Source organism: Providencia sp. PROV129, assembly GCF_028482245.1.
Taxonomy (GTDB): Bacteria; Pseudomonadota; Gammaproteobacteria; order Enterobacterales; family Enterobacteriaceae; genus Providencia; species Providencia vermicola.
Genome location: NZ_JAMPQD010000005.1, coordinates 206,671 through 228,156, shown reverse-complemented (window position 1 = coordinate 228,156; position 21,486 = coordinate 206,671). Strand labels below are relative to the sequence as shown.

Below are 21,486 nucleotides of genomic sequence, written 5' to 3'. Positions count from 1 at the left end.
GACAGTTTTTCAGGAGTGTTTTCATGTACACGCAGATACAAAATCCGTTAGCAAATGCCATCCGCTTTCTTTCCATTGATGCTGTGCAAAAGGCCAATTCAGGCCATCCTGGTGCGCCGATGGGAATGGCGGATATCGCCGAAGTGCTCTGGCGGGACTACTTACAGCATAATCCTGCCGACCCAACTTGGCCAAACCGTGACCGTTTTGTCCTATCAAATGGGCATGCTTCGATGCTGCTATATAGCCTTTTACACTTAACAGGCTACGATGTTTCTATTGAAGACTTAAAACAATTTAGACAGTTGCACTCAAAAACCCCTGGCCACCCTGAACTCGGCTATACCCCTGGTGTTGAAACGACGACAGGGCCACTCGGGCAAGGTATTGCCAACGCGGTTGGAATGGCCATTGCAGAAAAAACGCTCAGTGCGACATTTAACCGCTCAGGTTTCCCTGTTGTTGACCACTTTACTTATGTTTTTTTAGGTGATGGCTGTTTAATGGAGGGGATCTCCCACGAAGTGTGCTCTCTTGCTGGCACCTTGAAACTGAATAAACTCATCGCTTTTTATGATGATAACCAAATCTCTATTGATGGAGATACCAAAGGTTGGTTTACGGATAACACCGCTGAACGTTTTGAAGCTTATGGCTGGCATGTTATTCGCCGAATAGATGGCCATTCAAGGCCTGCTATCAAAGCCGCTATTGAGCAAGCTCGCCAACAAACAGATAAACCGACGCTAATCATTTGCCGTACGACCATCGGTTATGGTTCACCTAATAAAGCGGGAACCGCAAATTCACACGGCGCACCACTTGGTTCGGAAGAAATAGCCCTCACACGTCAACAGCTTGGATGGGAATATCCACCCTTTGAAATTCCTAGCGAAATTTATCAGTCATGGAATGCCATAGAGCGGGGTTCGGAGCAACAATTACAGTGGGAGCAAGCGATTAGAGAGTATGCAAAGCAATATCCAGAACTTGCTGAGCAACTTATTAAACGGTTATCCAACCAAACGCCACACGCGTTCACGTCTGTCATGGCAGATTACATTCAAAAATTGAATGATAACCCTGAAACAATCGCCACTCGTAAAGCATCGCAAAATACCCTCAATGTCATTGGCCCTGTTTTACCCGCATTAATCGGGGGATCTGCAGATTTAGCACCCAGCAATCTAACCTATTGGTCTGGATCAGTGCCGATTAATGAACAACCTGCGGGTAACTATATTCATTATGGTGTCCGGGAATTTGGCATGACCGCCATTGCTAACGGCATCGCATTACACGGCGGTTTTCGCCCTTATACCGCCACATTTTTGATGTTCTGCGAATACGCACAAAATGCCGTGCGAATGGCAGCATTGATGAAGTTACCCCAAGTACTTGTTTATACCCATGATTCTATTGGGCTAGGGGAAGATGGACCAACACATCAGCCAGTAGAGCAACTCGCCTCTTTACGTGCAACCCCGAATTTGTCGGTCTGGCGCCCTTGCTGCCAAGTGGAAACAGCGGTTGCTTGGCAACAAGCCATCACCAACCAACAAACACCAACTGCTTTGATCCTGTCACGGCAAAATTTACAACAACATTCCCGTACTCCCCAGCAATTAGCCCTTATTCAACGTGGGGGTTATATATTACGCAGTAATTGCCAAACCCCTGAACTGCTGCTTATTGCAACGGGCTCTGAAGTCACCTTAGCGGTTGAAGCTTGGCAATATCTCACCGAGCAAGGCTTCAAAGTGAACGTTATTTCCATGCCATCAACAGATACCTTTGATAAACAGCCCATGGACTATCAACAACATGTATTACCTAATCATGTTCGCAACCGCATTGCTATTGAAGCCAGTATCAGTGATTACTGGAGAAAATATGTCGGCCTTGATGGATTAGTTATGGGAATGAATAGTTTTGGCGAATCCGCACCTGCTGAGCAGTTATTTGATTATTTTGGCTTTACCCTGGAGAAACTTATTCAGCAATCTTTATCATTATTACAGCCTAAAGCGGTAATCAATCGCGACATTATTTAAATCTGTTATCCTACTTTGTAATTTATATTACAGGCCAAATAATAAAATCATTATTTGGCCCTTTTTAATGACTCTTATTAATAAGCGAATAACGTATATTCTCCGCATATTAAATTTAATCACTGAATGCTATACCCACCATCAATCACTAAATTATGCCCAGTGATCATATCGGAAGCATCGCTGGCTAAAAAGAGCGCACAGGCAGCAATTTCTGACGGTTCCGCAAAACGTCTCGCTGGAATTTTTTCTTTCATTTCATCACCTTTAGTCCCTTCCCACGCTTTTTTTCCCAACTCAGTTAAGACAATAGTCGGTGAAATTGCATTAGTTTGAATACCTTTAGGGCTCCATTCTAATGCCAAAACTTGGGTTAAACCAATAATAGCAGCCTTACTCGCACAGTAGGCTGCATGCTGATCCAACGCAATGACCCCAGCCTGTGATGCCATATTGATTATTTTACCTTTTCCTTGTGTAATCATGATATTACCTGCTGCTTGGCATACAAGGAAAGTACCTTTGAGATTGACATTCATGGTCAAATCCCAGTCCTGCTCACTTAAGCTTTCTGCGGGTGCCAATGCAACAATCCCCGCGCTATTAACCGCAATATCCAATGCACCATAATGCTTTACCACCTGCTCAACCATTTGCGATACAGAATCTGAATTTGTAATATCACATTGAATACCAATAGTATTTTTCATTCCATTAGCAACATCAATGACTTTATCTGACTTGTCCACCAAGGCAACTTTAGCACCTTTTTCCACATAGAGTTGTGCGATTGCCAGACCGATCCCCGCAGCGCCCCCCGTAATCAATGCAACGTTGCCATCAAGAGAGAATTGGGTATTAAAACCATTAAATTTTTTCATTTTAATTCCTTAACATCATGACGTGATATATAAAACTGGGAAATATAGATATTGAGTCTCTTTCAAAACCCTAATGACCTATAAACGTGTCGTTATTTAATTAAGATAATATATTATTATTTAAATGTTATGGCTATATCCATCATTTAAAATAAAGCGCCACATCCCATTATTTAAATAATAATAAAAGTCATAAGAACATATGTTCAAAATAAAATTTCATTTGATTATTTGTTATCTATTTTAAAATCATCCAATAATTTTTATTGCCTAAAATAACATCATATACACATAATAATCGTATTCAAACTGACCTTAAATAATCTGCCTTTACATAATGCAGTGTAAATTTCACAATAACTAGCGCATACTATTAGTTATATCTAAATTGATATCAGACAAAACTAACATGCTGATATCAGATAAAATGAAGAAATAGCTCTCATTCGCGTTAATCACGTGAATTGATTACATAGGTCATGGAAAAATGGAAAAAAACTGCTCACTACTGCAACTAAAGGATATTAGCTATTCGATTGATGGAAAAACTATTCTTGATAATGTGCAGATTAACCTACGTGCAGGTGAATTTAAATTAATCACGGGGCCATCAGGTTGCGGAAAAAGCACTTTATTAAAAATTGTGGCATCCCTAATTTCTCCAACTCAAGGAAATATCCTCTTTAACGGGCAAGACATTAATGCACTCTCTCCAGAGACCTACCGCCAGCAAGTGTCTTATTGCACCCAAACCCCCTCATTATTCGGGGCCACAGTGTATGACAATGTCGTTTTCCCTTACCAAATCAGAAAGCAGCCTTTTGATAAAACAAAAATTATCAGTGACTTACAGTATTTTTCATTACCTGAAACCATCCTTGAAAAAGGAATTAATGAGCTTTCTGGGGGCGAAAAACAGCGCATTTCATTAATTCGAAATTTACAGTTTCTTCCCCAAATTTTATTGTTAGATGAAATTACGAGTGCCCTAGATGAAGAAAATAAAGTGAAGGTGAATGAGTTAATTCACAAACTGGCTATAGAAAAAGGTATTGGAGTTTTATGGGTTACTCACGACCAAGATGAAATTGCCCATGCAAATGAAGTCATCACCCTTCCCGTTTATCTGGCTAAATAATAGGATATCATCGTGCATCAGCCTACCATTTCCAATGAGTCGCTCACTTTTTCTATCATGTTAGTCTTAGTGGCGATTTTTATTAGTCACAAAGAAAAGCTTTCTTTGGAAAAAGATATTATTTGGAGTACTTGTCGCGCTATTGTTCAATTATTGATAGCTGGTTATATTTTAAAATATATTTTTAACGTTGATCATGAACTTCTCACTGTAGCGTTGGTGCTATTTATTTGTGTCAATGCTGCGTGGAATGCCAAAAAACGTAGTAAGTATTTAGATAAAATCTATCTCACAGCCTTCGTTGCTATTACCTCAGGTACTTTCCTCACTCTACTGGTTTTAATTCTCACTAAAGCCATTGCGTTTACACCAATGCAAGTCATACCGATTACAGGGATGATTGCAGGAAATGCGATGATAGCCGTCGGGCTCTGCTTTAATAATTTAGGGCAACGATTTGCCAGCCAACAGCAGCAAATTCAAGAAATGTTAAGCCTTGGAGCAACCCCTAAAGTAGCTTCTGCATCAATCATTCGGGAAAGTATTCGCGCCTCGTTAATCCCCACGGTTGATTCGGCAAAGACTGTTGGTATTGTTAGCCTACCAGGAATGATGTCTGGATTGATTTTTGCAGGGGTCGACCCACTACAAGCCGTAAAATACCAAATTATGGTAACCTTTATGTTATTAGCCACCGCGAGTCTTTCGACAATATTAGCAGGCTATATGACCTATATTAAATTTTATAATCAACGTCATCAGTTATTGGTTGAAACTTTAAATAAATAACCCTCAGAGCCTTGTGTTGCCTGTTTTACCACAGGTAACACTTAATTTATATTTTGCATTTATCTTATACCTACAGGTAATACTTCAATCAATTGTGCCTGACTATTTCCATCATCAATCAATTTGAAAATATGATTGAGCATTGTGGGTACGTCCTGTTTTACCATCTCAATATCATTACCTAGCAACGCGACAAATGGATCCCAGTCAAAGCATCCCAAATTAGGTTGATTTTCACCTGTATACCCTTGTGTTCCTAACCAACGCATTACCCCTTCTAATGAAATAGTGGAGTTAATAAATAGGCCACCTTGGGCTATTTTTTGCAGATTTTCACTGCGTTTCTTAATAAAACTGGACAATGCTTTTTCTGCTTTTTCAGGCGCATAGCCGCACGCTAAAATATTTTCATTTGGAACCGTAATACCCATTTCATTATGAGCATCAATGAATCCGCGTATACGTTCACGTGTATTATGGTCATGTTCACGCCCACCAATAAAAATTAGCGGCTGGTTTAATACTTGACTACGGCTTTTTTTACTTAAAATACGCTGAGTGAGTTTTTTTGCACCAAGGTAATTATCTGAAATCACTGATGCTGCTAATGTGCCTGGTAGATCTAAATTTAGTGTCGGTACGCCAGAAGATTGACAAATTTGTGTGATTTTATCTGGGTTCGTTGCCCCTGTCGAAATCAGCCAGTCCACCTGATAAGATAACATGGTACGTGCAGCTTCTATCTCCAATTTAGGATCACGGCGCGTACAGGTAATAATCGGAAACAGCCCCCTTTCTCGTGCCATTTCTTCAAAATGTTCCACTATAGAACCAAAGTACCGGTTATCATATTTTGGCACCAGCATACCAATGATTTTTGATTTATTGCTGCGTAGTAAGCTAGCTTGTTTATTAACTGAGTAATTTTGCTCCTGCGCAATGCGCATCACTTTTTCAGCCAATTGCGCACTAATACGCCTTTTTTGCCAATTTCCATTGAGCACAGCACTCACAGCACTCGCTGAAACACCCGCCAATTCCGCAAGGTCATAGATCGTTGTTTTCTTATTTTGTCTGATCTTTGTCACAGATTCATATCTCCATTTTTTCCTAGCTTGACACCAAAGTAAAAAAGTCGCAATACTGCTCCATCGATTGAGCAATATTGAAATTGATGAAGCATGAGTTGGTATAATGAAAAAGACTTAATATCAATCCATCCTATGCAGCCACCTTAACCATTCCCGTGACTCATTGTCATCTCATTGATTTCATTATTTTTCACTTACTTTTCCGCTAAAATCCGATTGGAGTAAATCATTATGGCTATTTCCATTGAAAACAAAGTCGCAGCAATTACGGGCGCAGCATCTGGCATTGGTCTTGAATGTGCTCGCACGCTGATCAATGCAGGTGTCAAAGTGGTTCTAATTGACCGTGCTGAAGATAGATTAAATCAACTTGTTGCTGAACTAGGCGAAAATGCGATCCCTCTAGTCATTGATTTAATGAACACAAAACAAGTCGATGGCATGCTAGATGCAATCCTCGCTAAAGCAGGCCGTTTAGATATTTTTCATGCAAATGCAGGTGCTTATATTGGTGGCCCTGTGGCAGAAGGCGATCCAGATGTTTGGGATAAAGTTTTAAATCTCAATATTAATGCTGCCTTCCGTAGTGTTCGTGCCGTTTTACCTCATTTTATTGCCCAAAAATCTGGCGATGTATTATTTACCAGCTCAATCGCAGGCGTTGTGCCCGTTATTTGGGAACCCATTTACACCGCGTCTAAATTTGCGGTTCAAGCTTTTGTTCACTCAACTCGCCGCCAAGTTTCAGAACACGGGGTTCGTGTGGGTGCCGTTTTACCAGGTCCTGTAGTCACTGCGTTATTAGATGATTGGCCAAAAGAAAAAATGGAAGAAGCACTGGCAAATGGTAGCTTAATGCAACCTATTGAAGTGGCTGAAGCGGTACTCTTTATGTTAACTCGTCCAAAACATGTCACTGTCCGTGACCTTGTCATTGTACCAAACAGTGTTGATCTGTAGCGTTTTTCTTAGTTCATAATGATTAATTTTTGGAGGTAAAATGCAACGTTCAACCCCTCAAAATGATAAAGTGGTTATAGGCATTGATGTTGGTACAGGCAGTGCACGCGCGGGTGTATTCGACATGACAGGCAAAATGTTAGCATCTGCTAAACACGATATTACACTCTACCGCGACAGTGCTCATTTCGCAGAGCAGTCCAGTAACCAAATTTGGGAGGCAGTTTGTTATTGTGTTAAGCAAGCTGTAGCAACTTCAAATATTTCACCACAACAGGTCGCAGGAATTGGCTTCGATGCAACCTGTTCACTCGTCGTGATTGGCCACGATAAACAGCCTATTTCCGTTAGCCCAAGTGCTGATCCAGACCGTAATATTATTGTCTGGATGGATCACCGCGCCACAGAACAAGCTGAACGTATTAATCAGCTAAAACATCCTGTCTTAAATTATGTGGGGGGTAAGATCTCCCCAGAAATGGAAACGCCAAAGATTTTATGGTTAAAAGAAAACCTGCCTCAATCCTATGAAAAAGCATGGCAGTTTTTTGATTTGGCTGATTTCTTAACATGGAAATCAACTGACTCGTTAGCTCGCTCAACCTGTACAGTCACCTGTAAATGGACTTATCTCGCTCATGAAAAACGTTGGGATACTGATTACTTCCATCAAATTGGTTTATCTGAACTTGCTGATGAAAAATTTGCTCGTATTGGCCAATTGATTGTTGAACCAGGCACTCCTTGCGGTTCTGGCTTAACGAACGATGCAGCAAAACAGATGGGCTTATTAGTCGGTACCCCTGTTGCATCAGGCATGATTGATGCCCATGCAGGGGGGATTGGTACAGTGGGTGTCAATGGTGATGCAACAGCCAACATGGCGTATGTTTTCGGAACCTCATCTTGCACAATGACAACGACTAAAGAGCCTGTTTTCATACCTGGTGTTTGGGGGCCTTATTACAGTGCGATGGTACCAGGTATGTGGTTAAACGAGGGTGGGCAAAGTGCCGCTGGCGCAGCGATTGATCAACTTCTTTCCCTTCACCCTGCTTGCATAAGTGCAAAAATTACCGCAAAAGAGCAAGGAAAACCACTTCCCGTCTATTTAGCTGACCTTGTGTTAGAAAAAACGGTCTCTGCATCTCAGTCTGTTGAACTCGCTGAAAAAATTCACGTTGTCCCTGAGTTTTTAGGTAACCGCGCACCATTCGCTGACCCACATGCAAGGGCGGTAATTGCAGGCCTTACCATGGACAATAGCTTAGAAAATCTGCTGTCATTTTATGTTGCTGGTGTGTGTGGTATTGGTTATGGCTTAAGGCAAATCATTGAAGCACAAGCAAAATCAGGCGCTGCAATTGAAAATATTGTGGTGAGTGGTGGCGCAGGACAGCATCCATTAATTCGCCAGTTATTAGCAGATACATGTGGCGTTCCCGTGATTTCTACACAAGCGAGTGAACCTGTTTTACTTGGTTCAGCCATTTTAGGTGCCGTCGCGGGTAAAATTTGTGATAACGTCGCCCAAGCTATGGATCAATTTAGTGAAATTGATTTAACTTATTATGCAGAGGAAAGCTATCAAACACGTCATGATTTACGTTTCGCTTCCTTCTTACAGCTTCAGCAATGTGCGAGAGAACTAAGAGGATAAACTCACATATCACCCTTTAAAGAAAGCCAATTGGCTTTCTTTATTGAGTGCTTTTCGTACACATAATTAGAAGCAATACTTGTCCCATAACGAATTCATCATTTCCATTGGTAATAAGTCATAATCCCCTTCCACAAGTGGTATGGACATCGTGACTCTTCCATTCTTATCATTATAGGCTTTCACAACAAACTTTTTATAGCCCTCTAACCGCGCATTCTTCACACGAAACACCTCTCCACAGACATAGCCTAAGTCCCCTTTGTTGGCTGTTTGTCGAATGAAATTATATTTCACATTTCGAAAAGAAGCCGATTCAGGATATGACAGATAATCCTCTACACTAGCCTTTGCCATTTTGACCAAATCAGGAGTTGGGGAATAGTTCAGAGTGACCCCCAAAATAAAAGAGCTCCCCGTTAACAATAGAATTGTGAGCAATTTGATTATGTTCATATAGTTAAGCTCTCATAAACACAGTAACACATCCAATTGACCAAAATTGTTCACCACACCTTTACATAAAAGGTATGTAAGTAGATATATTTAGTTAATTGTAAGAAAGTAATAATTATTTTAATAATAGGATTGATAATCCACATAAGAATATCTTATTAGAACGCTACTATCTCTAATATCTATTATAGATAAAAATTATGGTTAGCAAAAAAATCGATTTACTCTAATCAATGCGACCAAACCCGTATTTATACTTCATTTTACCCATTACATGAGTAAGTATACCAGTATTAAACCTTGAATATAAATAGTACCTTAAAGATTAACTGTTGCAATTTGTATTTTTTATACAACAAAGGTTTCATACTTACAGAACCAGAAACAATAATTCACCTTAACAGTTTAATACTGTTTAATATTACTTATATTGAATATATTATTAAATAATACAATGTACATAATAATGTTGCCAATTGTGAATAAACTCCAATTATGCGTAATAATACCCAGATAATGCGTAAACAAAATATCTAACATATACTCTCTTTTAATCAACTAAAATTAAAACAAGAAGAAAAAAAATAGAAAAACACAATAAATTCAAATGGATAAAATTAATTGAATAATTAATTTCTTTATCAGTCAAAATATCTTTTAGGATATTTTTTATTCCTATTATTTTATATTTCTTATTAACAAAACTGCAAAACCCTCAAACCAATAATGCATAACACACTGATTATTATAAATAAAAATAAAAACATTGCAGACTGGGCTTTATTAACAGCTTGAAAAACAAAAATAAATAACAATATATTAACATAACAATCATAAGAATATTTAACTTAATTTTAATTTAAAACACTATTGCATTTTTAATATAAAGTTATTAATCCTTGTCCTGTCATATCATAAATCGCCAAAAATACAGAATATTCTTACAAACTCTAAGTATTTAACGAAAACATAAAATTATCCGACGAATATTGACAAAACAAAATTATAAAATCAGGTAATATTTTCCGCCTATAAAAGGGGATTCCATGACTAACATTCAACTACTATTGCTTGCAACAAACAATCTCACGAATAATACGGAGCTCAGCCATTCACAAGAATCCTATGTCTACCAGTATTACTACACACATATGGCTAATCAATTTAAAAGCATTGCAGACTTCATGTCTGATTTTGTCTATAAAACGACTGATGCTATAAGTGATAACAGCTTAGTCTCTATACCCCGTGAAAAAATCTATCAAACTATTGAGGAATATCTGCTCATTGTTGAAAAGCGTTATATTGAAAGACAAAGGTTATTGAAAAACTCTATAGAAAAAAAATAAAAAAGACCCCATAAGGGGCCTAGCTTATAAACATCAAGTTTATTTATTGCTCCTGTAATTCCAACTCAGCAATAATTGGAAGATGGTCGCTAACACTCGACCATTGGAACTCTTCACTGTCAGTTGGGATCTGCATATTCTTCACATCCCATACTTGACCTTTAAATGTAAAAATATGGTCAATATCAATCGCTGGGTTTACTGCTGGCCAACTACGATAATCAACCCCTTGCTTCTCAACAGGGTTCCACATATAACGAATTTCCTGAATAGGCTGCTCATTTGCCGTGGAATTAAAGTCCCCTGCTAATATTTTTATTGAAGCCGCGATATTATCAAAACCTGTATCTGTATCACCGATACTCGCATCTAAAATATGACGAACCTGACCGATACGAATGGTCGGATCTTTTTGCCAGTCAAGGTGTGTGCCCATCACAATAATCGGTGCATCAAAACCAGGCTTAGTTATTTGAGAGATTAATACCACACGCTGCTCTGCATCACCTGATGGCAAATTAACAACTTGGGACTTATCTATTTTATATTTTGATAAAATTCCGACCCCATATTCACCACCATCGAAATCCAATGCTTTACCAAAAGCAAAATCCATCTTATTCGCTTTCGCGATTTCTTCTAGCTGATGAACTTTTTTACTGCGCGCAGTTTTATTATCAATCTCCGTTAAAACAATAACATCTGCGTCTATCTTACCAATTGCCTTACTCAAATTATCTAAATTCGCCACATCTTGAGCTAATTCATTTTTACCAATATTGTAAGTTGCGACTTTAATGGTTGGTTTATTTGCTGTGTAGACTTTATTCGGTGTACCGCCATCTTGTACTTTTAAGACTTCAGAACCTGTTGTTGCAGCACTAACACTACAAGAAACTAAAATTGCAGTTGAAATAACAGTTTTAAGAAATTTCATGGTGACTCCCCAGTAATGACTCAATCAATTCATCGAGTAATAGACTTCTAATATGCAGGCAGTTAACTGCCCTCTTTATACATTAGCAGGGAATAAATAGGATACAGTGACCCAGCCGACAATCTTATTTCGAGATACAAAAAAACAATCCTATTTTTCATCAAAAAGTGATTTATACCACTATATCTTGTCGGCTAGAGATTAAATTTCATACTGAAACGTTAATTTAAACTGGAGAGTTATATTTTATGCACTTTGTCTGGCTTCAAACTTATAGGGAAAAATGATTTCATCTTGAGTTTCAGAAAAGTCAGTATCAGGATCGGCTAACCACTTCTGTAATTTTTTAGCCGTTTCTCGCGCCATTTTACTGTAATCAATACGGACAGATGTAAGTGATGGCTGGATATGGTCGCAATTTGATGAGCCTTCTACGCAGGCAAGCGCTAGCATTTTTGGTACTTGTATTAACCGCCTTTGACACTCAAAAAGCACACCAAGTGCTATCATTTCATGACTACAAATAACAGCTTCAAGTTCTGGTTGCCGTGTTAACATTTCACTAATCGCCTGACGGCCAAAGTCCATTGTTGCGACATACGGCGTAGTAATGCTTTGTTCAGCACTTTGGTTATAAGCTAGCATCGCCTTATTCCAACCGCTCAGCTGTTGGCTTTGCATTTTGCTATCCATCTGAGCCCCGATATAGCCTATTTTTTTATAGCCTTTTTGTAGCAAAAAATGGGTTAAAAAATTAACCGCTTCGCCAATGTTACTTTTAATATTCAAAGTAACAGGATGACTGGATTCCCCAGCCACGTTAATAACTGGAATATCTAAATTTTTAAGGTAATTAAAAACGCTTTGTGAATTAACTGCACCAAATATGATCAGCGCCGCAGGGTTACTTTGTAATAAGGTCGATAAAACTTCTGATTCTTTTTTCTGCTGATAATCGTGGCTACCAATCACAACTTGATAAGTGTTTTTGTTAAGCACTTCCTGTAATGCTTGCAGAAAAACTGAACTCGCATTGTCACGCAAAGAAGGAATTAACACGGCAACAGTTCGGCTTTGCCCTGAAGCTAAAATCCCCGCGGCAGAATTTGGAATATAGCCAAGCTCCTCAACGGCTGCGTTAATTTTTTCACGCAAATTATCTGATACTAACTCAGGCGTTCGCAAAGCACGAGATACCGTCATAGAGCCAACGCCTGCGTATTTAGCGACATCCTGTAATGTCACTCGCCCTGTATTTTTTCTTTTTCGTGTTTTTTGCATGTAATACTTTTATTTAGCCTAAACTTATTATTCAACAACACTAACTTAGCACAGGTTGAATTTGTTAATCAGCTTACAAGTCTATTCATTTAGCCTTTGTTCGCAATATTTATTCAAAATGATAGCGCTATCACGAAAATGAACAAATCAGCTAGATAGCGCTACCATAGATCACTACTATTCACTCAACCATTAAAAAGATAAAAATTTAACCAACCAGGAGCAACCCGATGCTTACGACTTTACTGACCTCGAACGTTATTCAGGTCGTCGAAAGTGCCACAGATTGGCAAGATGCGATCAAAATCGCCTGTAAACCATTAATTAATAATAAGTTAATCGAACCGCAATATATCGATGCGATTATCAAATCACATGAAAAGATTGGCCCTTATTATGTCTTAGGCCCAGGGATTGCCATGCCTCATGCTCGTCCTGAAGATGGTGTAAACCAGCTATCCCTTGGTTTAACCGTGATTAAACAAGGCGTTGAGTTCGGTTCAGATGGCAACGACCCAATCAAACTGCTTATCGTTCTTGCTGCTACAGATAGCAATAGTCACATCGGGGCTATCGCAAAACTTGCTGAACTTTTTGATAATCAAGAAGATATTGATAGCATCATGCACTCAGAAAACGTCGATGACATTCTTCAAATCATCGCTAAATACGAATAATTACATATTAAGGTAAACATTATGAAAATCACCGTTGTTTGTGGAAATGGCTTAGGCACCAGTTTAATGATGGAAATGAGCATCAAAAATATTTTAAAAGACATGCAAGTCAGTGCTGAAGTTGACCATGTGGATTTAGGCTCAGCAAAAGGCACTGTTAGTGATATTTTTGTTGGTACAAGTGATATTGCAGAGCAGCTTGTTGCTCAACAAGTGGGTGGTGAAATCGTCGCACTGGAAAATATGATTGATAAAGTTGCCATGAAAGAGCGCCTCACTGTTGCATTACAAAAACTTGGTGCGATGTAAACGGAGGCTCTATGTCATTTTTTCGTTTTCTGATGCAGGATGTTTTATCTGAACCTGCTATTTTAGTCGGTCTTATTGCCCTTATCGGTTTGATTGCACAGAAAAAACCAGTAACAGAATGCATTAAAGGTACCATTAAAACCATTATGGGTTTTGTGATCTTAGGTGCTGGTGCAGGTTTAGTGGTTAGCTCATTGGGTGATTTCTCTGCCATCTTCCAACATGCTTTTGGCATCAACGGTGTAGTACCTAACAATGAAGCCATTGTGTCTATTGCACAAAAAAGCTTTGGCCGTGAGATGGCAATGATCATGTTCTTTGCGATGTTAATCAATATCTTGATTGCTCGCTTAACACCATGGAAGTTCATCTTTCTGACAGGTCACCACACATTATTCATGTCGATGATGATTGCCGTTATTCTAGCAACGGCAGGAATGGAAGGAACTATGCTGGTGACTGTTGGCTCTTTAATTGTGGGCTTCTGTATGGTGTTCTTCCCTGCCATCGCACACCCATATATGAAGAAAGTTACAGGTTCTGACGACGTTGCTATTGGGCACTTCTCAACCATTTCTTATGTATTAGCAGGTTTTATTGGGAGCAAATTTGGTAATAAAGAGCATTCAACAGAAGATATGAATGTACCAAAAAGCTTGCTATTCCTACGTGATACACCTGTGGCTATTTCATTCACTATGTTCATCATCTTTATCATTACTTGCTTATTTGCGGGCGGTGATTTTGTGCGTGAAGTCAGTGGCGGCAAAAACTGGTTTATGTTCTCATTAATGCAGTCTATTACCTTCGCAGCTGGGGTATACATTATCCTGCAAGGTGTGCGTATGGTCATTGCTGAAATTGTTCCTGCATTTAAAGGAATATCAGACAAACTCGTGCCAAATGCAAAACCGGCATTAGACTGCCCAGTGGTATTCCCTTATGCCCCAAACGCCGTATTAGTCGGTTTCTTAAGTAGCTTTGCAGCGGGCGTCATCGGCATGTTCTTATTATATGCCTTGAATATGACAGTGATTATTCCAGGTGTTGTACCACACTTCTTTGTAGGAGCTGCAGCTGGGGTATTTGGTAACGCAACAGGCGGTCGCCGTGGCGCTATTTTAGGTGCATTTGCGCAAGGCTTACTAATCACCTTCTTACCTGTATTCTTATTACCTGTACTTGGGGATATTGGTATCGCAAATACAACATTCAGTGATGCTGACTTTGGTGCTATCGGAATTTTATTAGGTATTATTGTTCGCTAATCTAATAAGCTCCCCAAGATATCTTACTTGGGGAGCTTTATTTCTATTCTACTTTCCCAACCATGCACCATCCTTAAATAAGAATTCCTGCAATAAAACTAAGTCATCAGGAACAACGTGGATCATCCCCTCTCCTGGCACATCAATTTCAGCAATCATGAATAATGCCAATGTGGTTAATGAGGGTAAAATTAGGATCAACCAATTTTTCCCCTTAGTACCGCGAATATTGTAGCCAATAAGGACATTGGAACAGACAGCAAAAAAGATGAGGAGAAACCAAGTCGCATTCGGAATTTGATGCCGCCAACTCGCCATTGTTTTTTGCTGAGAAAGATAAAGATCACTAAATGCGCTTAATACGGAGGCAACAACAGGGTTTGGTGATTGATTTGCTTCTTTGACAGCAATTTCCCAAAGCTGGTTTTGTTTCTCTAGCGAGACCATGCGCCATTGGTTATTTTCATCACTGATCCCTGATTTAAAAAACTCAACACGCGCTTCTAAATATTGCTGGATAAGGTGGGATGCTTTATTTCGATCATCAGCATTCAATAGCTGGGCACGTTGATATGCTGTACCAATCGCGATAGCTTCATTTTCTTCTGTCTGTTGGCGGTTATTATAGCCATTAATAGAAATAGAGAGCACAAAGCCAATTAGCAAACCTAACAGTGATAAAATTGCCCCGAGAATAATTTTAGCTTCATCATCAGCAATTTCTTCATGCACTGATTTACGCTTAAAAATATATTTGCCAATGTAAGCAGATAAAATTAACAAAACAAACGTGATTACAAATAAAAGAATCGAATCCATTGGCGAATCATTAATCAACTCAGAGATATTAAACATTATGTTAACTCATCAGATTTATTTTCCGATGATATACCATATCTATAAGATAACTATCTAGCAGACAAACAGGTCCACACTATATTCAAACGAAAACACTGATAAGGCATCCAATAATGACCTTAATAATTCTGTGTTAAGCGAAAATAATCCTCACGCTAGCATTATAAAACATGAATTTAACCTAGGTGTAAAAATAAAAGTATTTTAAAGTTCAACCGTATAAATATGCTCTTCATTCACTATTTCACCTGTAAACTTAAAACCATGATTCATATATACTTTCTTAGCTATATTGTTTTCAACCGCTAAACCCAAAGAAATCCTTTTTATTCCGAGCCGTTTGAAATATTCAACGATCGCAAAAAAAGATTGATTGCCTAATCCTTGGCCAATAAATTTGTGGTCTAACATAAAACGACAGATAAAGGCTTCATTCGGTTTATCAGCTAATATTTTGTACATAAAAAAGCCTATCAATACCTCCCCTTGGTAAAGCGCACGCGGCTGATATTCAGGATAGAAGTGAGATTCTGCGATTGAAAAGGCATTGCAACAGATATATTCCTCTAAAACAGTAGCAACTCCATCTGCATTAGAAGTGAGTTCCCCAACATCCCAAAAATTGAATTTATCAACAGCACGGATTTGTATCATAAATTATCTACCTCCGTTTTTACGTTTTCCTGATCAAATAAAGCATTGACCACTTCAATTAAATTTGGGGAGTTTTCATCCAAAATTTGGATACCATTTTGTCTAAATAAGGCCGCGCACACCCCCATACCGTCTTTTAGTGAACCATTAAACTCACCACTATAAATCTGTTGGCTACCGCACGATGGACTATTTGCCTTAAGAACAACAAAATGAATATTTAAATCTTGTATTTTTTTTAATGCGATCTTAGCACCTTCAATAAAGGCTTCAGTAAGATCAACGCTTTCACTATCAATGACTTTTGCTTGACCTAATAGGACATCATTGCCATTACCACCCATAATTTCAGCGGGTGTTCGTGGTGTGGGTAACCCACCAAATACTTCAGGGCAGATGCTAATCACTTTTCCTGCATCATAAAGTTGTTTTAAAGGTGTATAAAGCTGATGCTTACCATCATACCTTACACAAAATCCTAATAAACATGAGCTGACCGCTATCACGTTAACCTCATCATTGGTTATTTCATCTCAGAATTTTTGCATTTAATATCATAATAGCGGCTATTAAACACTGTTTCATACTGGCTCTTCGCGTCAATAATGCTTATTTTAAATAGAAAAAAACCCCAGTAATTGGTTATCCAACTATTTGGGGTCACTTCATAAAAATGGGTTTCTGTTTTTATTTAGCCTTATAAAACTAGCTTATTGATTACTGCGCATATCCATAATCATCTTGCCATCATAATCAGCACCAACAACAATATTAGGCACTTCACCTTTATATTTATGCGCTTTAATCTGTTCAATCTCTAACTGTTTCCAATTGATCATTTCGCGGGTGATTGTGCGCTGTAATATTGCATTAGACTCTGATTCTTTTTGTGCTGCATATAATTTTGCATCCGCCTCTTGGCGCATTGCAAATGCATTTGCTTGCGCATTACGTTCTCTAGCTATAGCTTGTTGCTCCGCAGACTCACGTTCAGCTTCTGCAATGACAACCTTCTTCTGTGCTAACTCACGTTCTTTTTCTGCTTCTGCTTTCGCTTGGTTAATTTGCTCTTGGCGCATTTTAGTATTAACCACTTGCTCTTGAACCACCTCTGGTAAAGTAATATCTTGGATCATAATTTCTTTAATCGTGTAACCATATGGCGATGCATAGCTTTGAATTGCGTCTCTAATAGAGTCTTGTAATTTTCTTTGCGTATCTGCAGTATAAAGATCTTGCGCGTTTGCCACATCTTTACCAAATTCTAAAATTGTCGAAATTAACTTTTGGCGTACATATTTATCCAATGCTTCACTCTCGGTACCACCATTAATGCGCAATACAGGGGCTTTTGCACCATCAAATTGCAACATAACGGTAATATCAACAATTGATTTTAATTTATCTTGTGAAGGAACTCGAAGTTCCTTTAACGAAACACGAATATCTTTCGTTGAGTATGTATCGAAAGTTGTAAATGGGTTAATAGGGAAGTGCAGTCCAGCATCATATGCTACAGGATCCACTTTTCCTAAAAATGTTCCAACTTTCACTGACCCATCTTGAACGATAGTATATGAGTTAATCCCAACCAATCCAAGAACAAGCAGCACCGCTGCGCCAATAACCAATTTAACCATCGATTTAAATTGCATGAGTAGATCCCTATCTGACAATAACTAATAATTATAATAAAACGTCTATTGTCGCTACTCTCCCATTAACTACAAGTTAAAAAAGTCCTAAACTTTCAAATAAATTAAAAAAATGTTTTTTTACAACTAAAAGATGTCAATGAAACATATAGATCTTCAGTTTATTTATCTGCCCATAAATAAAAAAATTAAATAACACCCACCTATTAAATTTATATTAATTTAACAGTTAAATTTAAAAATCACCCTGACGTTGGCTATACGAAACAATTAAAATAACTATTGATAATTCTCATTTATCATTTCTTTTTCAAATCGTTCATCACCAAAATTATACCAATCAATAGCCTCTTTGATTAAAGCCTCAGTAGCATCAATGAATTCATCGGGTGAGCAATTAACTATCTCATCTAAGATTAAAGGTATCTCTGTACATCCCATAACAAATTTATTTACGCCATCAGACTTTAGCATGTTAATATAGGGATAAATTAGCTCCTTTGCTTTATCAATATCACCTGCTTTATAGAAAATAATACTTTGCATTATTTTATACTGATTAATCTCATCAGGAACAATGCACTCCACATTATTCAAACTGAGCTTTTCCTGGTATAATTTCGTACGTATTGTTGCTGTCGTTGCTAATAAAGCTACTTTTCTAATTTTATTAGAAATAATATTTTTACATGCTGCATCTATAATGCTAATAAAAGGAATTTTAACTTCCTTCATTAAATCCTCATACCAATAATGCGCGGTATTGCAAGGCATAACAATACAAGAAACCCCTGCATTCTCAAGTAGTTTTAATGAGTTTATCATCGCAGGTAGTGGTGATGGTCCATCATAAATAATATTTTCTGTTCTATCTGGAATATCAGGAATTGAGACAATAATAACAGGTATGTGCTCCTGATCTTTAGATGCTTTAGTATTATTGATTAATTTATAAAATGCATCTGCCGTTGCACCTGGCCCCATTCCCCCGAGCATGCCTAATATTTTTTTCATAATCCGCCCCCATAAAATATAATAATATAATCGCATAATGATCACCTTTCGTAATTGCAGAGTTTCTATAAGTTATGCTAAATTTGCATAGGAAATAAATAACTATAATCAAAAGAGGATACAATGATCAGTAATCTAGAAATTAAATGGTTGCACGATATTGTTGTTCTAGAAGAATGTCGAAGTTTTACTTTAGCGGCAGAGAAAAGAAATATATCGCAATCATCCTTTAGTCGAAGAATTCAATCTATCGAATCCTCTGTTGGTTTTGAAATATTTGATAGAAACACCAATCCATTGCAGCTCACCCCACAAGGAAAAAGCTTCATTGTTTATGCTAGAAACTTACTTGATGATATCTATTTTCAAATAAATAGAATTAAAGGTGTCGATAACGACAAGCAGAAAATTAATATCTCAGCGGCACATTCACTTTCTGTTTTTCTTCTTCCTGATTTTATTTCCCAGTTCTCACAGAATATTGATAAGATTTTTTTTGTTGAATCAATTAATGTTGATGAAGCCGTCCATAAGCTAAAAGAAGGGCAAAGTGATTTTATTCTATCCTTCTATAACGAAGAATTAATGTCATCTCCATTTCTGCATGCGAAAATTCTTGAAAGCCGTTTACATCTCGTTTCATTGTGCGACAGAAACAAGAAACCTCTTTTTAAATTAGATGGTACAACCCTGCCTTTAATGAAATATACCAATGAAAGCTACATGGGGAGACAAGTCAACCAATTAATGGATAAATCTACTGACTTGCCTTTTGAACTATCATTTGTCTCATCTATGAGCGACGTCCTGAAGCGTATGGTGCTTAACGGAAGTGGCGTGGGCTGGTTGCCAGACTATTCAATTAAAAATGAACTTCAAAAAAATGAACTTGCTATCCTAGATAACACGCTTTCCATCACGATGGGAGTATATATTTATCGAACAGAAGCGAGACTCAATATTTCATCAGAACGTTTTTGGCAATTTATGCGTAACCAAACAAGTAAATAATATTCTACTATTCATCTGAATAAAGCAAAAACCCTTCTAAAGTTAACCAACTCAGAAGGGTTTCAATTGCTAAACGCTCTTAAATTTTATGATGTTGATGTCACTTTTTCATTGATAATCACATCTGAGTCTTCTTTGAAACCGCCTTTTCTTTCTTCCAACTTGGAAATAACTGCTGTAGAGATGCTGTTACCAACCACATTCGTTGCAGTTCTTCCCATATCAAGGAATTGATCAATCGCCAGTAACAACAGTATTCCTGCTTCTGGTAAACTAAACATTGGCAATGTTGCAGCAACGACCACGATAGAAGCACGAGCAACCCCTGCCATCCCCTTACTTGTTACCATCAGCGTTAACAAAATGAGAATTTGTTCAGTAATACTCAAATCAATACCGTACGCATTAGCAATAAATAACACTGCAAATGACTGGTACATCATCGAGCCATCTAGGTTAAAGGAATAACCCAGCGGTAAAACAAAGCTAGTCACTTTTTTCGGAACACCATATTGATTCAGAGCTTCCATTGTTTTTGGATAAGCAGATTCACTACTTGCGGTGGCAAAAGCCAGCGCAACAGGCTCACGAATTAATTTTCCTAAACTAAATACAGATTTACCTAGGAACACATAACCTGCAAAGAACAGTACGCCCCATAATACGGCTAACGCAACATAAAAAAGACCAATTAATTTTCCATAGTCGTACAACAACCCTAGACCTTCAACTGTTACCGCAGATGCAATCGCAGCAAACACGGCAATTGGTGCAAAGCTCATTACATAGTCTGTAATACGGAACATGATACGCGACAAGTCTTCGATTAATGTCACAATCGGACTTTTTTTATCTTTGCAGATAAACGCAAGGCCTGATCCAAAAAAGATAGAGAATACTAATATTTGTAGAATTTCATTGTTTGCCATCGCTTCAGCAAAACTTTTTGGAAAAATGTGAGTAATAAACGCTTTTAATGTAAAGCCAGAGGTATTTAACCCACTATCAACAGCAACGGCTGGAACCGTTAAATTTAATCCCACACCTAATTGGAAAACATTAACAAAAACCATTCCAATTAATAATGAAATAACAGCGGCTGAAATAAACCATACCATAGCTTTGATGGTAATACTCCCAACAGAAGATGAACCTCCCATGGAAACAATACCAGAAACAATCGTCGCAAAAACCAGTGGTGCGATAATCATTTTTATTAATCTTAAAAATACATCAGTAATAATATTGAGATAAGATGCAATATCTTTTGCTTCTTCCACTGATGCAGCATAATTATGACATCCCCAGCCTAATATAATACCAAGCACAATCGCTATCATAATTTGTTTCATGAGTTTATGTCTGTTCATTCGTACCCCTATTTTATTTATGTAAAATTATAGTTGGAGCTATAACCTTTTATCGGATGCGACTCTTGAGCCTG

At 38.0% G+C, this 21,486-nt stretch carries 21 protein-coding genes; 10 read left to right on the top strand and 11 right to left on the bottom strand.

Annotated features, from left to right (window positions below; genetic code table 11):
* The first annotated feature begins 23 nt into the window (after nt 1-23).
* Nucleotides 24-2,054 (top strand): transketolase, encoded by a 2,031-nt coding sequence (tkt, locus tag PSF27_RS02680; RefSeq protein ID WP_272680832.1) that lies wholly within the window; start codon nt 24-26, stop codon nt 2,052-2,054.
* A gap of 119 nt (nt 2,055-2,173) precedes the next feature.
* Here the strand turns inward: tkt and PSF27_RS02675 are convergent, their stop codons facing one another.
* The gene (locus PSF27_RS02675; RefSeq protein ID WP_272680831.1) at nt 2,174-2,935 is read right to left on the bottom strand and encodes an SDR family oxidoreductase; all 762 of its coding nucleotides are present in this window, start codon (nt 2,933-2,935) and stop codon (nt 2,174-2,176) included.
* A gap of 487 nt (nt 2,936-3,422) precedes the next feature.
* Between PSF27_RS02675 and fetA the strand changes: the two genes are divergently transcribed.
* Together fetA and fetB are read left to right on the top strand one after the other, a co-directional pair.
* The gene (fetA, locus tag PSF27_RS02670) at nt 3,423-4,073 is read left to right on the top strand and encodes an iron efflux ABC transporter ATP-binding subunit FetA (RefSeq protein ID WP_206083965.1); all 651 of its coding nucleotides are present in this window, start codon (nt 3,423-3,425) and stop codon (nt 4,071-4,073) included.
* Between the two features lie 12 nt (nt 4,074-4,085).
* Nucleotides 4,086-4,862, top strand: a complete 777-nt coding sequence (fetB, locus tag PSF27_RS02665; RefSeq protein WP_206083964.1) for an iron efflux ABC transporter permease subunit FetB — start codon at nt 4,086-4,088, stop codon at nt 4,860-4,862.
* A 59-nt stretch (nt 4,863-4,921) separates the two neighbouring features.
* On the opposite strand, the gene PSF27_RS02660 is transcribed toward fetB, so the two are convergent.
* A complete protein-coding gene (locus PSF27_RS02660) occupies nt 4,922-5,950 on the bottom strand; it encodes a LacI family DNA-binding transcriptional regulator (RefSeq protein ID WP_272680830.1) in 1,029 nt (342 codons plus the stop codon).
* Between the two features lie 234 nt (nt 5,951-6,184).
* Here PSF27_RS02660 and PSF27_RS02655 point away from each other — a divergent pair, with 234 nt between their 5' ends.
* Together PSF27_RS02655 and PSF27_RS02650 are read left to right on the top strand one after the other, a co-directional pair.
* A complete protein-coding gene (locus PSF27_RS02655; RefSeq protein WP_206083962.1) occupies nt 6,185-6,913 on the top strand; it encodes an SDR family oxidoreductase in 729 nt (242 codons plus the stop codon).
* 40 nt (nt 6,914-6,953) lie between these two features.
* The gene (locus PSF27_RS02650; RefSeq protein WP_272573339.1) at nt 6,954-8,573 is read left to right on the top strand and encodes an FGGY-family carbohydrate kinase; all 1,620 of its coding nucleotides are present in this window, start codon (nt 6,954-6,956) and stop codon (nt 8,571-8,573) included.
* A gap of 66 nt (nt 8,574-8,639) precedes the next feature.
* Here the strand turns inward: PSF27_RS02650 and PSF27_RS02645 are convergent, their stop codons facing one another.
* Nucleotides 8,640-9,029: a hypothetical protein gene (locus tag PSF27_RS02645; protein ID WP_272680829.1), complete on the bottom strand. Its 390-nt coding sequence runs from the start codon at nt 9,027-9,029 to the stop codon at nt 8,640-8,642.
* A 1,046-nt stretch (nt 9,030-10,075) separates the two neighbouring features.
* Here PSF27_RS02645 and PSF27_RS02640 point away from each other — a divergent pair.
* On the top strand, nt 10,076-10,378 hold the full coding sequence (locus PSF27_RS02640; protein ID WP_272680828.1) for a hypothetical protein: 303 nt from the start codon (nt 10,076-10,078) through the stop codon (nt 10,376-10,378).
* Between the two features lie 43 nt (nt 10,379-10,421).
* Here PSF27_RS02640 and PSF27_RS02635 read toward each other — a convergent pair whose 3' ends face one another.
* Nucleotides 10,422-11,315, bottom strand: a complete 894-nt coding sequence (locus PSF27_RS02635) for an endonuclease/exonuclease/phosphatase family protein (RefSeq protein WP_272516242.1) — start codon at nt 11,313-11,315, stop codon at nt 10,422-10,424.
* Nucleotides 11,316-11,561: 246 nt separating this feature from the next.
* Nucleotides 11,562-12,596, bottom strand: coding sequence for a LacI family DNA-binding transcriptional regulator (locus PSF27_RS02630; RefSeq protein WP_206083958.1), 1,035 nt, complete (start codon nt 12,594-12,596; stop codon nt 11,562-11,564).
* Between the two features lie 230 nt (nt 12,597-12,826).
* On the opposite strand from PSF27_RS02630, the gene PSF27_RS02625 reads away from it, so the two are divergent.
* From PSF27_RS02625 to PSF27_RS02615, 3 genes are read left to right on the top strand one after another with little or no spacing between them, the layout of a single operon-like run.
* Entirely contained in the window at nt 12,827-13,273 is a 447-nt protein-coding gene (locus PSF27_RS02625) for a PTS sugar transporter subunit IIA (RefSeq protein WP_206083957.1), read from the top strand.
* 21 nt (nt 13,274-13,294) lie between these two features.
* Nucleotides 13,295-13,582, top strand: coding sequence for a PTS sugar transporter subunit IIB (locus PSF27_RS02620; RefSeq protein WP_219248895.1), 288 nt, complete (start codon nt 13,295-13,297; stop codon nt 13,580-13,582).
* A gap of 11 nt (nt 13,583-13,593) precedes the next feature.
* Entirely contained in the window at nt 13,594-14,850 is a 1,257-nt protein-coding gene (locus PSF27_RS02615) for a PTS ascorbate transporter subunit IIC (RefSeq protein ID WP_272516241.1), read from the top strand.
* A 48-nt stretch (nt 14,851-14,898) separates the two neighbouring features.
* On the opposite strand, the gene PSF27_RS02610 is transcribed toward PSF27_RS02615, so the two are convergent.
* From PSF27_RS02610 to PSF27_RS02590, 5 genes are all read right to left on the bottom strand, one after another.
* Nucleotides 14,899-15,705: a bestrophin-like domain gene (locus PSF27_RS02610; RefSeq protein ID WP_272680827.1), complete on the bottom strand. Its 807-nt coding sequence runs from the start codon at nt 15,703-15,705 to the stop codon at nt 14,899-14,901.
* A 207-nt stretch (nt 15,706-15,912) separates the two neighbouring features.
* A complete protein-coding gene (locus tag PSF27_RS02605; protein WP_272680826.1) occupies nt 15,913-16,362 on the bottom strand; it encodes a GNAT family N-acetyltransferase in 450 nt (149 codons plus the stop codon).
* On the bottom strand, nt 16,359-16,868 hold the full coding sequence (locus PSF27_RS02600; RefSeq protein WP_272680825.1) for a DUF523 domain-containing protein: 510 nt from the start codon (nt 16,866-16,868) through the stop codon (nt 16,359-16,361). Before PSF27_RS02600 ends, PSF27_RS02605 begins: the two co-directional genes overlap by 4 nt.
* Nucleotides 16,869-17,072: 204 nt before the next feature.
* The gene (locus PSF27_RS02595) at nt 17,073-18,017 is read right to left on the bottom strand and encodes an SPFH domain-containing protein (protein ID WP_206083951.1); all 945 of its coding nucleotides are present in this window, start codon (nt 18,015-18,017) and stop codon (nt 17,073-17,075) included.
* Nucleotides 18,018-18,296: 279 nt separating this feature from the next.
* Nucleotides 18,297-19,031, bottom strand: coding sequence for an aspartate/glutamate racemase family protein (locus tag PSF27_RS02590; RefSeq protein WP_272680824.1), 735 nt, complete (start codon nt 19,029-19,031; stop codon nt 18,297-18,299).
* 123 nt (nt 19,032-19,154) lie between these two features.
* Here PSF27_RS02590 and PSF27_RS02585 point away from each other — a divergent pair, with 123 nt between their 5' ends.
* The gene (locus PSF27_RS02585) at nt 19,155-20,042 is read left to right on the top strand and encodes a LysR family transcriptional regulator (RefSeq protein ID WP_272680823.1); all 888 of its coding nucleotides are present in this window, start codon (nt 19,155-19,157) and stop codon (nt 20,040-20,042) included.
* A gap of 86 nt (nt 20,043-20,128) precedes the next feature.
* Here the strand turns inward: PSF27_RS02585 and PSF27_RS02580 are convergent, their stop codons facing one another.
* Nucleotides 20,129-21,412: a dicarboxylate/amino acid:cation symporter gene (locus PSF27_RS02580; RefSeq protein WP_206083949.1), complete on the bottom strand. Its 1,284-nt coding sequence runs from the start codon at nt 21,410-21,412 to the stop codon at nt 20,129-20,131.
* Nucleotides 21,413-21,486: the final 74 nt, after the last annotated feature.